The organism is Streptomyces sp. NPDC050508 (assembly GCF_040655155.1).
Lineage (GTDB): Bacteria > Actinomycetota > Actinomycetes > Streptomycetales > Streptomycetaceae > Streptomyces.
The window spans coordinates 223083-238361 of the sequence record NZ_JBFAJJ010000011.1 but is presented as its reverse complement, the minus strand read 5'-3'; the positions used below and the strand labels follow the sequence as shown (position 1 = coordinate 238361).

Annotated in this window: 14 protein-coding genes; 8 read left to right on the top strand and 6 right to left on the bottom strand. The window is 69.4% G+C overall.

The genetic code is table 11. The features are described from left to right. Window positions 1-39 precede the first annotated feature (39 nt). Both AB0I69_RS29970 and AB0I69_RS29965 read right to left on the bottom strand, forming a co-directional pair. Window positions 40-558: a heme-degrading domain-containing protein gene (locus AB0I69_RS29970; protein WP_363098832.1), complete on the bottom strand. Its 519-nt coding sequence runs from the start codon at window positions 556-558 to the stop codon at window positions 40-42. Beyond that, entirely contained in the window at window positions 555-1643 is a 1089-nt protein-coding gene (locus AB0I69_RS29965; RefSeq protein ID WP_363098831.1) for a Gfo/Idh/MocA family oxidoreductase, read from the bottom strand. Before AB0I69_RS29965 ends, AB0I69_RS29970 begins: the two co-directional genes overlap by 4 nt. Window positions 1644-1792: 149 nt before the next feature. Here AB0I69_RS29965 and AB0I69_RS29960 point away from each other — a divergent pair, with 149 nt between their 5' ends. The 5 genes from AB0I69_RS29960 to AB0I69_RS29940 all read left to right on the top strand — a co-directional run bounded on the left by AB0I69_RS29960 (window position 1793) and on the right by AB0I69_RS29940 (window position 6619). Then, on the top strand, window positions 1793-2965 hold the full coding sequence (locus AB0I69_RS29960; protein WP_363098928.1) for an ROK family transcriptional regulator: 1173 nt from the start codon (window positions 1793-1795) through the stop codon (window positions 2963-2965). 145 nt (window positions 2966-3110) lie between these two features. Next, window positions 3111-3893 carry an LPXTG cell wall anchor domain-containing protein gene (locus AB0I69_RS29955; protein ID WP_363098830.1) on the top strand — a complete coding sequence of 261 codons (783 nt, stop codon included), beginning with the start codon at window positions 3111-3113 and terminating at the stop codon, window positions 3891-3893. Window positions 3894-3924: 31 nt separating this feature from the next. After that, window positions 3925-4680, top strand: coding sequence for a GntR family transcriptional regulator (locus AB0I69_RS29950; protein WP_363098829.1), 756 nt, complete (start codon window positions 3925-3927; stop codon window positions 4678-4680). 131 nt (window positions 4681-4811) lie between these two features. Next, a complete protein-coding gene (locus tag AB0I69_RS29945) occupies window positions 4812-5936 on the top strand; it encodes a TIGR03364 family FAD-dependent oxidoreductase (RefSeq protein ID WP_363098828.1) in 1125 nt (374 codons plus the stop codon). A gap of 8 nt (window positions 5937-5944) precedes the next feature. After that, window positions 5945-6619, top strand: coding sequence for a phosphonatase-like hydrolase (locus tag AB0I69_RS29940; protein ID WP_363098827.1), 675 nt, complete (start codon window positions 5945-5947; stop codon window positions 6617-6619). Window positions 6620-6625: 6 nt separating this feature from the next. Here the strand turns inward: AB0I69_RS29940 and AB0I69_RS29935 are convergent, their stop codons facing one another. After that, window positions 6626-7405: an HAD-IIA family hydrolase gene (locus AB0I69_RS29935; protein ID WP_363098826.1), complete on the bottom strand. Its 780-nt coding sequence runs from the start codon at window positions 7403-7405 to the stop codon at window positions 6626-6628. A gap of 146 nt (window positions 7406-7551) precedes the next feature. On the opposite strand from AB0I69_RS29935, the gene AB0I69_RS29930 reads away from it, so the two are divergent. After that, a complete protein-coding gene (locus AB0I69_RS29930; RefSeq protein ID WP_363098825.1) occupies window positions 7552-8106 on the top strand; it encodes a hypothetical protein in 555 nt (184 codons plus the stop codon). 6 nt (window positions 8107-8112) lie between these two features. Continuing rightward, window positions 8113-8796, top strand: a complete 684-nt coding sequence (locus AB0I69_RS29925) for a class F sortase (protein ID WP_363098824.1) — start codon at window positions 8113-8115, stop codon at window positions 8794-8796. Between the two features lie 283 nt (window positions 8797-9079). On the opposite strand, the gene AB0I69_RS29920 is transcribed toward AB0I69_RS29925, so the two are convergent. Beyond that, window positions 9080-9829 (bottom strand): GAF and ANTAR domain-containing protein, encoded by a 750-nt coding sequence (locus tag AB0I69_RS29920; protein ID WP_363098823.1) that lies wholly within the window; start codon window positions 9827-9829, stop codon window positions 9080-9082. A gap of 151 nt (window positions 9830-9980) precedes the next feature. On the opposite strand from AB0I69_RS29920, the gene AB0I69_RS29915 reads away from it, so the two are divergent. Then, complete coding sequence (locus tag AB0I69_RS29915; protein WP_363098822.1) at window positions 9981-11012, top strand: glycoside hydrolase family 6 protein; 1032 nt, start codon at window positions 9981-9983, stop codon at window positions 11010-11012. Between the two features lie 127 nt (window positions 11013-11139). On the opposite strand, the gene AB0I69_RS29910 is transcribed toward AB0I69_RS29915, so the two are convergent. Together AB0I69_RS29910 and AB0I69_RS29905 are read right to left on the bottom strand one after the other, a co-directional pair. Next, window positions 11140-13074, bottom strand: a complete 1935-nt coding sequence (locus tag AB0I69_RS29910) for a kelch motif-containing protein (protein WP_363098821.1) — start codon at window positions 13072-13074, stop codon at window positions 11140-11142. Then, on the bottom strand, window positions 13071-15014 hold the full coding sequence (locus tag AB0I69_RS29905) for a glycosyltransferase family 2 protein (protein WP_363098820.1): 1944 nt from the start codon (window positions 15012-15014) through the stop codon (window positions 13071-13073). Before AB0I69_RS29905 ends, AB0I69_RS29910 begins: the two co-directional genes overlap by 4 nt. Window positions 15015-15279: the final 265 nt, after the last annotated feature.

Here is a 15279-nt window from a genome sequence, read left to right as displayed (position 1 = left end):
CTGTACCTGTGGACAGTGCCAACCGGAGCCGGGCCCCGCTTAATCCCGTCGTTCGTCGTCCAGGAACTGCTCCAGCGCCGCCACCACGAACCGGTGGTCCTGCAACTGCGGCAGCCCGCTCACCGTCACCGTGCCGATCACGCCCACGCCCTCGACCCTGATCGGGAACGAGCCGCCGTGGGCCGCGTACTCGTCCGGGTCGAGGCGGGAGGACTCCTCGAAGGTGCTGCCCTTGGCGCGGAAGCGGGTGCCGACCAGGTAGGAGGCCGCGCCGAAGCGCTCGACCACCTTGCGCTTGCGGTCGATCCACGCGTCGTTGTCGGGAGCCGAACCCGGCAGCGCCGCGTGGAACAGCTGCTGACCGGCGCGGCGGATGTCGATGGCGACCGGGGCCTGGCGCTCCCGGGCCAGTTCCACGAGGAGCGAACCCAGTGCCCAGGCGTCGTCGTAGGTGAAGTGCTGGAACACCAAGTGCCGTTCCTGCGCTTCGAGTTCCTCGACCGTTGGGGTGATCTCGGGGGCGATCCGCTGGGTGATCGCGGGCTTGTGCTGGGTCACAGGGTCACCGTCACTCCGTCGCGGGCGCTGCGGCGCGCGGCTTCCAGTACGTCGAGGGCGGCGGCCGCCTCCAGGGCGGTCACCGGGTTGGGGGCGCCGTCACGGAGGGCGGCGGCGACGGCCGCGTAGTACGCGGGGTAGTCGCCGGGGAGGGTCGGTTCGGGGCGGCCACCGCCGGTGAGGGGGGACTCTCCGGCGCCGACACGGCCGTAGAGCGACTCGGGTTCCTGGCCCCAACTGTCCGCCGTGTCCGGGCGCTTGCCGTCGCGCAGGTCCGCCTCCTGGGGGTCGAGGCCGTACTTCACGTAGCCCGCCTTGGAGCCCAACACCCGGAAACGCGGGCCGAGTTGGGCCGTCGTCGCGGAGACGTACAGGTGCGAGCGGACGTCGTTCGTGTGGGTCAGCGCGATGAACGTGTCGTCGTCCGCCTCCGCGCCCGGGCGGCGGATGTCCGACTCGGCGTACACCGAGGCCGCGGGGCCGAAGAGGGCCAGCGCCTGGTCCACCACGTGACTGCCGAGGTCGTAGAGGAGACCTCCGATCTCTGCCGGGTCGCCGGACTCGCGCCAGCCGCCCTTGGGCTGTGGGCGCCAGCGCTCGAAACGGGACTCGAAGCGCCAGACGTCGCCCAGCTCGCCTTCGGTCAGGAGCTTGCGGAGGGTCAGGAAGTCGTTGTCCCAGCGGCGGTTCTGGAAGACGGAGAGGAGGAGGCTGTGTTCCTCGGCGAGGGCCGCCAGCTCGCGGGCCTCGGCTGCCGTGCCGGCGATCGGCTTGTCCACGACGACCGGGAGGCCTGCCTTCAGGGCGGTGGTCGCGAGCGGGACGTGCGTCTTGTTCGGGGACGCGATGACGATCAGGTCCAGGTCGTCGGCGGCGCGGTCGAAAAGTTCGTCCGGTGACGCGGCGACACGGACGTCCGGGAACTCCGCGCGGGCCTGGTCCTGCCGCTCCGGGTTCGAGGTGACGACCGTGTCGAGGGCGAGGCCCTCGGTGGCGGCGATCAGCGGGGCGTGGAAGACGGAGCCCGCGAGGCCGTAACCGACGAGGCCGACGCGGAGGGGTGTGCGAGTGGTGCGTCCAGTCATGCCCTCCACTTTGGCAACGCTGTTGCCAAAGTGCAAGTGGTGGGGACAATGGGGGTGTGAACAACAGCGCGCGGGGCGGGACCGGGAGTGGAACCGGGACGACTACAGGGACGGCGAAGGTGGCGGGTACGGGGGCGGCTACGGGGGCGGTGGGCGCGAATCTGCTCGCCCTGCGCAGCCACAACACCGCGCTGGTCCTCGACCTGCTGCGGACGGCCGGCCCGGACGGGATCAGCCGCCTCGAACTCGCCGAGCGCACCGGGCTCACCCCCCAGGCCGTCAGCAAGATCACGGCCCGGCTGCGGGACTCGGGCCTCGCCACGGAGGCCGGCCGCCGCGCCTCCACCGGCGGCAAGCCGCGTACGGTCCTGCGCCTGGTACCGGAGGCCGGACACGCGGTCGGGGTGCACCTGGACCGGGACGAGCTGCGGGTGGTGCTCGTGGATCTCACCGGGACGGTGGTCGGGGAGCGGGGCGCCGCGCTGGATCTGGGGGCCGGGTCCGGGGTCGTCGTGGAGGCGGTGGGGCGGGAGGTCGAGGAGCTGGTCGCCGGGACGGTGGGTCGGGAGGGCGAGGAACTGGTCGCCGGGACCGGGGTGCCGGAGGCCGCCGGTTCGGCGGACGGGCGCTCCGCGTCCGCCCCGCTCGCCGTCACCGGTCACCTGCTCGGCGTGGGCGTGGCGCTGCCCGGCCCGCTCGACCACATCCACGGTGTCCTGCACCGGGTCACCGGATTCCCGGAATGGGACGGGTTCCCCCTGCGGGACGCGCTCGCCCGGCGGCTCAGGGTGCCCGTCGTCGTCGACAAGGACACGAACGCCGCCGCGCTCGGGCTGGCCGTCGGCGGGGAGGGCGGGGCCTTCGCCTATCTGCATCTCGGGACCGGGCTCGGCGCCGGGCTGGTGATCGGCGGCGGTGTGCACCGGGGAGCGCGGACCGAGGCCGGGGAGTTCGGGCATCAGGTCATTCAGCTGGACGGGCCGCCCTGCGACTGCGGCAACCGGGGCTGTATCGAGGCCCTGTGCCTGGCCGCCGTAGCGCGCGGGGACCTTGATGAGGCAGCGCGGGTGCTCGGTGCGGGCGCCGCGAACCTCGTGGGCCTGCTCGACATCGACCTCGTGCTGCTGGGCGGCCGTACCGTCGCCGCCGACCCGGAGCCCTTCGTCCACGGCGTCGCCGCCGTCCTCGGCGAACGCGCCCGGCGCGAGGGCGCACGCGAGGCCGCCGTACCGGTACGGGTGGCCCCCGGCGGGGTGCGGGGCGTCGCGGAGGGGGCGGCGCAGTTGCTGCTGGGGCCGCTGTTCGGGCGGGCGGACGGGTAGGTGGTCCGGAAAGTGTGACACTTTCGCCAGATCTGTGACACTTCCGCCGGACAGGGGTCCCGCCGCGCCCGTTCGAGGCATTCTCGACCCGCGCTCGGCACGTCATCCCTGATCGACAGCCCCCGTCCGGCACGCTCATGTGCTTATGCGACTGCCCCTGAGACCGCGCACCCCACCGCGCATCCCACTGCGCACGCCCCTGTCCCTCTGCCTCGCCGCAGCCGCCCTCCTCCTCCCCGCAGCGACGACCCCGGCCCACGCGGCGGACACCACCCCCGCCTGCGCCACCCCGGACGCCCGCGGCTTCCCCCTCGCCACCCGCATCCACGACGGCCCCGACTCCTACGAGGCCGGCGGCGGCTACGGCACCTGGTATCTCGACCTCACCAACACCACCGCCCGCCGCTGTACCGGGATCCACCCGGTCGTCGTCCTCGTCGACGCACAGCGCGCCCTGAAACCGTCCCAGCCCAGGCTGGAGTTCTACGACGGCACCCACCCGCGCCCGCACCCCGTCCACTTCGACCGGACCGACGAGGCCGAACTCGTCGGCGCCTTCGACGACGGTTTCCCGGGATTCACCGTCGACCCCGGCAAGACCCTCACGGTGAAGGTGCGCCTCGCCCTCCCCCCGGACGCCGGACCGAACGAGATCACCGCCAACGCGGCCGTCGTACAACGCCATGCCGACGACGGGGACTGGGTCGGCCAGTCGAACGACTACCGCTTCGACGTCGATCCCGCCGACCCCGAAGCCGCCCCCGCCACCCCCGCTCCTTCCGCCGCAACCTCACCCCCCGCCGAGGATCTCTCGCTCACCGACGAGCTCGCCCGCACCGGACTCGGCACCGAACACCTCGTCCTCGCCGCCCTGTCCGTCCTCCTCGTCACCACCGGCGCCCTGCTGCTGACCCGGAGGCGCCGATAGGGCGACCGGTCACTTCTGCGACGATCTCCGCGTGGACTACCCGAACGACCAGGCCCCCGGCGCCCCCGTCCGCTCCGGCATCCCGGAGCACGGCCGTATCCCCAAGTACTACGCGGTCAAGGCCCAAATCGCCGCGCTCGTCGACGAGTTGGGGGAGGGCGGCCCGATCCCCACCGAGCGTGACCTCTCCGAGCGGTACGAGGTCGCCCGCGAGACCGTCCGGCAGGCGCTGCGCGAACTGGTGCTGGAAGGCAGGCTGCGCCGGCAGGGCCGCGGCACGGTCGTCGCCGGCCCCAAGCTGGAGCAGCCGCTGTCCCTGGCCAGCTACACCGAGGGCGTACGACGACAAGGGCGCACCCCGGGCCGCAGCCTGGTCGCCCTCGACCGCTTCCCCTGCCCCGACGCACTCGCCGCCGAGACCGGACTGACCCGCGGCGAACCCGTCTGGCACCTGGAGCGCGTCCTGCTCGCCGACGACGAACGGGTCGGCCTCGAAAGCACCTATGTCTCCGTCGCCCGAGTCCCGCAACTGGACACGGACTTCGAGCCCGACTCCTCCTTCTACGGCTACCTCAGCGCCCGCGGCATCGTCTTCGGCGACGCCGACGAACGCATCGAGACCGTGCTCGCCACCCCGCGCGAGGCCCTGCTCATCGGCACCCCGCCCGCCCTGCCGATGCTGCTGATCCACCGTGTGTCGAGGGATACGGAGGGGCAGCCGCTGGAACGGGTGCGGGGCTTGTACAGGGGTGACCGCTTCTCCTTCACCACGCACCACCGCGGCTGAACGGCATGGATGCCACCCCGCCATGATTGTCACGGGTTGATAACGGGTCTAGCCCAAAAGTGATCGGTCGTTCACGCTCTCGTAGGGAGCCGGACCTTTCCGGTTCCCGGATCCCGAGGAGCGTGGCCGTCGTGAGAGTGACAGTCGTCGGAGGCGGCGTGGTGGGCACCATGCACGCCTGGCAAGCGGTGGAACGCGGCCACGAGGTCGTACAGATCGAGCGCGAGGCGGAGGCTCGCGGCGCTTCGCTGCGCAACTTCGGGCAGATATGGGTGAGTGGCCGCGCGGGCGGCGAGGAACTCGAATCCGCCCTGCGGGCAAGGGAGTTGTGGGAGGAGCTCGGCGCTCGTGTCCCCGGGCTCGGCTTCCGGGCCAACGGGTCGCTGACCCCGGTCCGGGGCGCCCGTGAACTCGCCGTCGCCGAGGCCGCCGTGGCCCGCGAGGACTCCGCCGCCCGCGGCTACAAGCTCCTCACCCCCACCGAGGCGCGGGCCGTGAACCCCGCCCTGCGCGGCGACTTCACCGCCGCCCTGTACTGCGAGCGCGACGCGGCCGTGGAGCCCCGCACGGCCCAACTCGCCCTGCGCGCCGAGCTGTCGAAGTCCCCGGACTACACCTTCCTGCCGGGCCGCGAGGTCCGCGAGGTCGTCGGCGAGCACGCGGTACGCGACGACCACGGGGAGGTGCACGCGTCCGACGCGGTGATCCTGTGCACGGGCGCCTGGCTCGGCGGACTCGTCCGCGAACTCGCCGGACCCGAACTGCCCGTCCGCCGCGTCCGGTTGCAGATGATGCAGACCGACCCGCTCGGCGAACCCCTCACCACCTCGGTCGCCGACGCGGACAGCTTCCGCTACTACCCCGCCTACCGAGGCCAGGCCCTGGACCAACTCAACGCCGAACAACCCCAGTTGCCGACGGCCTTCGCGCACGCCATGCAACTCCTCATGGTGCAGCGCGCCGACGGCGGCCTGACCATCGGCGACACCCACGAGTACGAGCACCCCTTCGCCTTCGACACCACCGAGGACCCCTACGACCACCTCACCGAGGCCGTCGAGTCGCTCCTCGGCCGCCCCCTCCCGAAGATCCGCCGCCGCTGGGCCGGCGTGTACGCGCAGTGCACCGACCCCGCCCGGGTCGTCCACCGCCAACAGGTGCGCGACGGCGTGTGGTTGGTCACCGGGCCCGGCGGACGCGGCATGACCTGCTCCCCGGCCATCGCCGAAACCACCGCGAACGAACTGGACTGGTGAGACCTCTCATGACCCCCGTGACCCCCGACATCCGTCTTGTCGTCCTCGACATGGCCGGCACCACCGTCGCCGACGGCGGCCTCGTCGAGGAGGCGTTCACGGCCGCCGCCCGCCACATGGGCGAAGAGCCTGCGTCCATGCTCGACCATGTCCGCGCCACCATGGGCGAGTCCAAGATCTCCGTCTTCCGGCACCTGTTCGGCGAGGAGACCAGGGCCCAGGAGGCCAACAAGGCCTTCGAAGCGGCTTACGCGGAACTCGTCGACGGCGGCCGGATCGCGGCCCTGCCCGGCGCCCGCGAGACCATCGAGCTGCTCAAGTCCCAAGGCCGAACCGTCGTGTTGACGACCGGCTTCGCGCGCCCCACCCAGGACGCGATCCTGGCCGCGCTCGGCTGGCAGGACCTCGCGCACCTCACGCTGTGCCCCGCCGACGCGGGCGGCAGAGGGCGCCCGTACCCGGACATGGTGCTGACCGCCTTCCTGCGTACGGCAGTTGCGGACGACGTACGACAACTCGCCGTCGTCGGCGACACCTCGTACGACATGCTCAGCGGGGTCCGCGCCGGAGCGGGAGTGGTCGCCGGTGTCCTGACCGGCGCACACGACGCGGACGCGCTGCGGGCGGCCGGGGCGACCCAAGTGCTGGACGGCGTGGGGCAGTTGCCCGGAGTGCTCGCATGACGACCTTCAGACGAGATCGACCAGGTCCGCGATGGAGTCCACGACCTTCGTGGGCCGGTAGGGGTAGCGGTCGAGGTCGGCCTTGGTCGTCAGGCCGGTCAGCACGAGGAAGGTCGTCATGCCGGCCTCAAGTCCGGCCAGGACGTCGGTGTCCATGCGGTCGCCGATCATGGCGCTCGTCTCCGAGTGCGCCCCGATGGTGTTCAGCGCCGACCGCATCATCAGCGGATTCGGCTTGCCGACGAAGTATGGCTCCTTGCCGGTCGCCTTGGTGATCAGCGCGGCCACGGATCCGGTCGCCGGGAGGGCGCCCTCGGGGGAGGGCCCGGTGTTGTCGGGGTTGGTGGCGATGAACCGGGCCCCGTCGTTGATCAGCCGGATCGCCTTGGTCAGGGCCTCGAAGGAGTAGGTCCTGGTCTCGCCGAGGATCACGAAATCGGGGTCGGAGTCGGTCAGTACGTACCCCGCGTCGTGCAGTGCCGTCGTCAGTCCGGCCTCGCCGATTACATAGGCGGTGCCGCCGGGGTGCTGGTTGTCCAGGAAGGCGGCGGTGGCCAGGGCCGAGGTCCAGATGTTCTCCACCGGCACGTCGAGGCCGATCCGGTTCAGCCGGGCGTGCAGGTCGCGCGCGGTGTAGATCGAGTTGTTGGTGAGGACCAGGAACGGACGTCCCGTCTCCCGCAGTTTCTTGATGAACGCGTCCGCACCGGGCACGGGGACGCCCTCGTGCATCAGCACCCCGTCCATGTCGGTGAGCCACGATTCGATGGGCTTGCGCTCTGTCATGGGTGGGCACTCCTGCGGTACGCGGGCATGTGAGGTGACCATGCTATGCACCTTCCGGCGCCGTCCCCCATACGGAGCAGCCGGGCGCGGCTGAGGATGCGGGCGTCCGCTGTGAGGAGGAGTCTCCAGATATCTGGAGGTTCACGATGGGTTCACTGAAAGTCACACTCTGTGCGGGAACCGCGGTGGTCCTCGCGGTGCTCACCGGCACCCCGACGGCGTACGCGGCGGACGGAGGCGATGTCTCGGTGACCCCCGCCTCCCCGGCCCCCGGCGCCGACGTCGCGCTCAAGATCAGCGGCTGCGCCGGTACGACGGGCTCGGCGGCGTCGGCCGCGTTCGTCGCCGACGCCAAGCTGGTCGGCGCGGCCGGCACCCTCGCCGGCGAGACCCGGGTCCGCAGCTCGCTGGAGCCGGGCAGCTACGACGTGAAGATCACCTGCGGGAGCGTGACGGTGAAGGGCGCGATCACGGTCGTAGCGGACGCGTCCCAGTCGCCGTCGGCACCCCCCTCGGCCCCTGCCTCGCCGGTCGCGCCCGTCCATGCGGGCGGCGGCGGTACGGCGCACCTGGCCGCCGTGGACGCGCATGCGGCCGGGCCCGGTACCGCGCACGCGGTGGTCGGTCTGCTGCTGGCCGGTGTCGCCGCGGCGGCCGTGGCGCTGCGCAGCGCCCGCCGGAGCCGCAGGGCGGCGGACTGACCGGCCATGTTCGATCACGACCGGTCCACCGAGCACGCGCGTTCCTCCGGCACCGGACGGCTGCTGACCGGGGTGGCCTGGGCCGTGCTGCTGCTCGGGCTGTGGCTGTGGGGGCAGGACCTCACCGACATACGGCAGGGCATATCGGCGCCGGCGACCGGTGACATGGCGGCCGTCGGACGGCCCCCGGAGGCCGAACTGCCGCCCGCGGCAAAGCCGTTGGGCAATGCGCTGCCGCAGCGCATCGACATTCCCCAACTGGCCGTGCAGGCACCGGTCGTGGCCCGCCCCCTCGACGCACAGGGCGCGATCGACCCGCCGCCGTTCGACCAGCCGGGCGTGGTGGGCTGGTACGGGAGCGGAGTGCGGCCCGGGGCCGCCGGCACCGCGCTGATGGTCGGGCACGTCGACACCGAGACCCGGCCCGCCGTCTTCTACAAGCTCAGCACCCTCCGCCCGGGCCGGACCATCCGCGTGATCCGCGACGACGGCAAGGTCGCCGAGTTCACCGTCGACGACGTACGCGTCCTGACCCGCGACCACTTCGACGCCCAACAGGCCTACGGCACCCGGCAGTCGGGCCGCGCCGAACTCCGACTCATCACCTGCGGCGGCACCTTCGACCGCGCCAGCCGCAGCTACACGGCGAACGTGGTCGTGTCCGCCTACCTCACCGGCACCGGTCTCTGACGCCATGACGCCACCTGGCCCGGCCGACGACCCGCTCCCCCCGAAGCCGCCGACCGGGCTGGTCCTCGACCGCGCGCGCACGGGCTGCGGGAGTAACCCGGCGGACGGCGCGGGAGGTCTGGAAACACAGTGGTGGAGGGTGTGAACCGGCCGGGGGCTCGGGCCGTTGGAAAAGACTTTAGAACGAATGAGCGGCCCGGCCTAGAGGGCGAATGACGCCATGTCCCGAAGTGGTAGCTCCCTGTCATATGCACAGGTGGTTCACGGTTCTACGGAGTCCTCTCTACGGAGTCCTCAGCTCGGCATCGTCCATGCCCCGCTCGATCACCGCCCGCGCGACCAGGTTCAGCGGCAGCCGGCGCCGCCGCGCGTACTGGCGCAACGCGATGAACGCCTCGTCGGTGCCGACCTGCCAACGCTCCGCGAGCATCCCCTTGGCCTGCTCGATCCGCACCCGGCTCGACAGCGCCTCCTGTAACTGCCCGGCCAGGGAACGGAATTGGGAGTACGTGCGATGGTTCTGCAGGCCCAGGGCGGCGGCGTCGGCGAGCGCCTGCGCCACCAGCAGCTCCGAACGCCCGCCGTCCGGAGCGTGATCGGGCAGCGTCGGCACGAACACGTTGAGCGCGCCGAGCAGGTCGTCCCGTCGGCGCACCGGCACCGCGAAGGTCGTCACGATGCCGTGCCGCAGGGCCCGTTCGGTGAACTCCGGCCAGCGCGAGGCCGCATGGGCCACGCGGATCGACACCGGCGGAACAGGGCGCCCGGAGCCGTAGCTCTCCAGACAGGGCCCGCCGGCATGCTGGGCCGCCAGCAGTTCGAGCGCGATCTCCTCCCGGTGACTGCTCGCGGCCAGCGACACCGCCGCACCGTCGTCGATCAGCATGATCCCGGCCGCCCACGCGGACAGCAGCTCCACGCAGTGGTCGGACAGCCGCCGTAGATAGTCCCCGGTGTCGAAGGCCTCCGTCAGTGTGTCGGCGGCCTCCACCAGCGCCGCGGCGAGCCGGCCCTCCCGGGTGGTGTCCTGCATGACGGCCGCCTTCCCCTACCCCTGAGCCGAGCGTCTACCCAGCGGGGGCGGGGTGTAACAGCTGGCCGACAACACTCCGGGCGTTCTCGTGGGCGGCACGCCACCTATGTCACGATTGAGCCTTGGATCGGTACAGCCAAGGGGGAGTTGGATGTACGGCAGCCAGGGGACCTCGGTCCCCTTCGGCACACGGGCGTCGGCGCTGGTCCTGGGAGCCGCGTTGTTGATCGCGGGCTGCTCCTCCTCGGGGGGCGGGGACAAGAAACCCGACGCGGGAGCGAAGATCACCCAACAGCCCGAGGGAGCCGACCCGATCTGGGTCAACCCGGACACCAACGCGGCCCGGCAGGTGGCCACTTACGTCAAGGCGGGCAAGACGGCCGACGCCGAGCAGATCAGAAAGATCGCCGAACAGCCGACCGGCGAATGGATCGGCGCGGAGAACCCGAAGGCGGAGGCCCAGGGCTTCACCGAGGCAGCCGACAAGGCCGGCCGCACCGCGCTCCTCGTCCTCTACAACATCCCGCACCGCGACTGCGGCCAGTACTCCCAGGGCGGCGCGGGCGACGGCGACACCTACCGCGCCTGGATCGACGCGGTGGCCCAGGGCATCGCGGACCGCTCGGCGACGGTGATCCTGGAACCGGACGCCGTCCTCCACCTGGTGGACGGCTGCACTCCCGCCCAATTCCAGGCGGAGCGCTACGACCTGCTCGACTACGCGATCACCAAACTCAAGTCCCTCAAGAGCACAAAGGTCTACCTGGACGCCGGAAACGCGGGCTGGGGCCACCCGGACGAGATCTACCAGCCCCTCCAACGAGCAGGCATCGCCAAGGCCGACGGCTTCGCGGTGAACGTCTCCAACTTCTACTCCACCCAGGACTCCATCGCCTACGGCAAACAACTCGCGTCGAAGGTCGGCAACAAACACTTCGTCATCGACACCAGCCGCAACGGCAACGGACCGTATACGGCCGGAGCCGCAGACGAGAACTGGTGCAACCCCCCGGGCCGATCCTTGGGCGAAACCCCGACCACAAAGACGTCAGACCCCTTGGTGGACGCCTACTTGTGGATCAAACGCCCGGGAGAATCAGACGGCACCTGCAAGGGCGGCCCCAAGGCGGGCGATTGGTGGCCCACCTACGCCTTGAAACTGGCGCAAGATTCAACCCCCTAGGGGCGCGGGGCTGTATCGATTTGCGGCTGCGCCGCGCGGGCGCGACCAGCAGCAACGCCCCTGTTTTTTAGGGGCGCGGGGAACTGCGCGACCAGCCCCCACGCGCCCGCAGCCAACTGACAACCTCTTACGGCACCTTGACCCACAGCGCCTTACTCGGCGTCCCCTGATCGTCATCCACAAACAGCATGTACCACCCCGACTGCACCAAGTTCCGATCCTTCGGCACAGTCACCGTGATCTTGTTCCCGGACGTCTTGAAGTCCAACGCGATAGACCGCTGATCAACATCCGTGACGTGCGTGGACGCACTCGGCCGAATCAACCGCACCTTCTTGATCGAAGAAGCATGCTGCGAGGTGAACGTCCCGGACGCCCCCCGCGCAATGCTCCCCGGCCCTCCGGAAAGATCCGGCCGAGAATCCCGGTACAGATACGGCGGCGTATAGATCTCGATCCGCTGCTCAAAAACCCCCGGCTTCGTGTTCGCCTTGTCCGCGTACAACGGATTGGATCCGAAGAACATCACCCGCCCGTCCGGCAACAGAATCGACCCGGAGTGATAGTTCCGCCCCACCAACGGATCGGCGACCTCCTCGAAACTGTTGGTGTCAGGGTGATAGAGCCGAGCCTGAAGGATGTCGGAGTTGCCACGCCCTCGATAGTCTTCCGACCCACCCGACACCAGCACCGTGTCATCAGGCAGGATCGACGTCTGCGGATACCGGGTCCCCTTCTCCAGCGAAGGCCCGTCCACGAACTTGGGGTTGGCGTCCTTCAGATCAACGAGCCGAGTCTTGTCGGTGGACAACTTGGACTCACCAACCCCCCCACCCCCAATGACCATGTACTTCTCGTCCTGAGCCGGAGGCAACAACACGGTCGCCGAAGTCTCCAGCATGTTCGGATCGCTGAGCCCCGGCACCTTCGTGAACGAGTTGGTGTCGACGTCCCAAATCCCGGGATCACGCCCCACGTTGTCCGGCCCGTACCCCGCGTTCGACCCCGAGTAGAACAACTTCCCGTTCTCCATCAGGAACAACGCCGGATACGTAGGGAACTGCCGCTTCGTCTTCGTGTACGTCCACTTCTTCGTCGCCGGGTCGAAGATCTCGTTCTTCCCCGGCACCAACTGCCCGATGTCATCGAGCCCGGAGACACTGAGCACCTTGCCGTCCGACAGAGTCGTCAACGTCGGATACCAGCGCGCCTCGTTCATCGGATCGACCTTGATGTACTTCTCGGCGACCGGATCGAACTCGTACGCGTTCTTGATCCCCTCGAAGTCCCGCTTGTCGAGCCCGAACTTGTTCCCGATGCCATACGTGTTGCGCTCGTCGGCGCCGGTCAGCCCCTGGATCCGGTAGTTGTCCTGCGTACCGGTCTCGTACTGGGTGCCTTCCTTCGGCGCCTCTACGACGACCCGGGCGTAACCGGGGTTGTTCCGCAGGAACTTGCCGGTCTTCTTGTCGAACACCTTCGTCGCGCGCGGGATCAGCGCCGAGTCCGTGGACACGAACGACTTGCCGTTCGCCTTGCCGGTGAACTTCGTGCCCTGGGGCAGGGTCATCGGTTTGTCGGGATTCTCGTTGTAGAGAATCATGACGCCGCCGGCCTTCTTGACGTCGCCCTTCAGCTTCTCGTACTTCTTGGTGCCGCCCGCGATGAGGATGTTGCCGTTGGCGAGTTGGGTGTGTCCCGTGCAGAACAGGTCGGCCGGAGTCGGGATCTTCTTGATGGTGCCCTTCACGGGATCCCAGATCCGCGACTCGAACTTCTTGGCGTTGAAGTTGTCCTGGTTGTTGCCCGAGCCTGCCACGAGCAGCACTTTCCCGGTGTGTAGGAGCACCGCGTGGATGGTGTCCTGCCGGTATTCCTTCGGGAAGTCGATGATGTCCCAGTGACCGTTGTCGGCTTTGTACTCGGGCTTGTTGATGACGTACTGGTGGTATCTCTCGGTCCCGAATCTGTACAGCCAGGGCCCGTTCATCCCGGCCAGGGCCAAAACAACCACCGTGCTGATCGCGAGTCGACGGGCACGGCGCCGGCCGGCTTCCTTCATTCCTTACGTCCCCCCAGTCCACCGAGCGCGATCTGCATGGTCTGCTCACCGCTGTTCGAGGCCGCCCAACTGGGTTTCTGCTGAGGGCCATGCGCGACCGGCAACGCCTGCGGCGGGGGAACGGCATCCTGAGGCTCGGCCGGAAGGACAGGCTTCTTCTTCTCCTGCCGCAGCATGTACCGCCAGGCCAGGATCGGCGACGCGGTGATCAGCAGGGCGAACGTCGCCCAGGTGATCATCGCCGGATGGGAGTGCCCGTTCTCGAACCCGGCCATCAGCGAGCCGCCGAAGATCAGGATGAAGAACCAGTGCACCCGGAACGTCCCGAACAGCGTGTCGGGGCTTGCCGAGTCGCCCTTGGGCGTGACCACGAACTTGCTCTTGCGGCGCAGTACGGCGTCCATCAGCGAGCGGGCGTAGATCGGCGCCGACAGCGCCGACATCACCATGCCAGCGACCCCGCCCGACCCCTCCGGTTCGTGCGGGGAGACGTTGTGCCGCCGGTTCCAGATGTAGAGGCCGATCTGCAGCGCGGACGCGTTGCCGTAGAGCATCAGCCACACCGTCGGGTCGATGTTCACGCCCGAGGCGCCCAGGCCCAGGAACAGCGCACAACTCAGCGCGGCCAGGATCCAGTTGAGGGCGGACATCGGGTAGAAGATGATCATCATGGTGTAGTTGAAGAGCTTGCCCGGAGGCATCGAGAAGAAGCCCTTCCAGTACTGCTTGAGGATCGTCTCGTACGTCCCCCGCGACCACCGGAGCTGCTGGGTGAAGAAGTCCGTCCAGGCACTGGGCCCTTCGCCGACCGCGAGCACGTCAGGCGTGTAGACCGACTTCCACTTCTTCCCGGTCGCCGGGTTCTTGGCCCGGTGCATCTCGAAGCCGGTGGCCATGTCCTCGGTGATCGAGTCGTACAGGCCGCCGATCTGCTGAAGTGCCTTGATCCGTACGGCATTTGACGTGCCGACGAACATCGGCGAGCCGTAGCGGTTGCCGGCCCGCTGGATCAGGGCGTGGAAGAGGAACTGCTGCGACTCGGCGGCCTTGGTGACCGGGCCCTCGTAATTGCCGTACACCTGGGGGCCGATGACGAAACCGACGTCCGGGTCGCGGAAGAAACCGAGCATCCGCTCCAGGTAGTTGGGCAGCGGCACGTGGTCGGTGTCGACGGAGGCGAAGTAGTCGTACTCGTCGCCGTGCGCCTCCAGCCAGGCGTTGTAGTTGCCGTGCTTGGTCTTCGCGCGGTGCGCGCCCTTGGGCTGGTTCCAGCGCTCGACTCCCTTGCGGGTGAAGTGATGCACGCCGAGCCGCCCGCACACCGCCTTGACCTCGGGGTCGTCGCCCTCGTCCAGCAGCCACACGTGCAACAGGCCCCGGTGGCGCAGCCGTACGGCCGCCTCCAGGGTCTTGGTGACCATCTCCAGGGGTTCCTTGCCGGGCACGAACGTCGTGATGAACGCGACGCGCGTGCCGGTCTCGGGCACCACCGGGATCGGGTCGCGGGCGACCAGCGTGGCGTGCGCGTTGGACAGCACGTTCATGCAGCGGAAGAACTCGATGAGACCGATCGCGACCAGCATCACGATGTCCAGTGCGGGCAGGAAGTCGTAGGCGGGATAGTCGCGTTGGGTCCAGTGCTCCGGCTGCATCAGCCAGCCCAGCAGGACCAGGGACAGCAGCGGCGCCGCACTCAGCATGAGGGCGGCGCGGACGCGGTGTGTCTCCTGTGACAGCAGTGACCGGTACTGGACCTTGTACGGCTTGTCCGGGTCGGGCTGTGTGAGGGGCCCGGCCAGGCGGCTGTAGTGCTCGTAGTCGTATCTCGGAAGCGTCTTTTTGATGCGGCGGAAGCTGCCGGTCCGGTGTCCCGGCACTCTGAGTTCGGTGGTTTGTGACGGGTCGAAGTTCTGCCGGGCGCCCGTCGGCGTCGACGTCATGAGTCATCCCCCCACACGCAGAAGAGCGCGTGTTTGTTTGTCTCGGCCGCCCGCCGGCGTCCCCCTCGACTCTCGACGGGCGTGTCAGTGGTGGCCACAGTCACCACACAGTCCGCTCACAAAGACATGCGACTGCGACCGTCCGGTTGCAAGATGCCCCCTCCGACATCTGTTCCTGGGCGGGGCCCCTCCTCCCCGCGAAACCGCGCAACCGGTTCCTTACCCCCTCAACTGCCGTGTAACGACAGCATCTTCAAAACCAGGG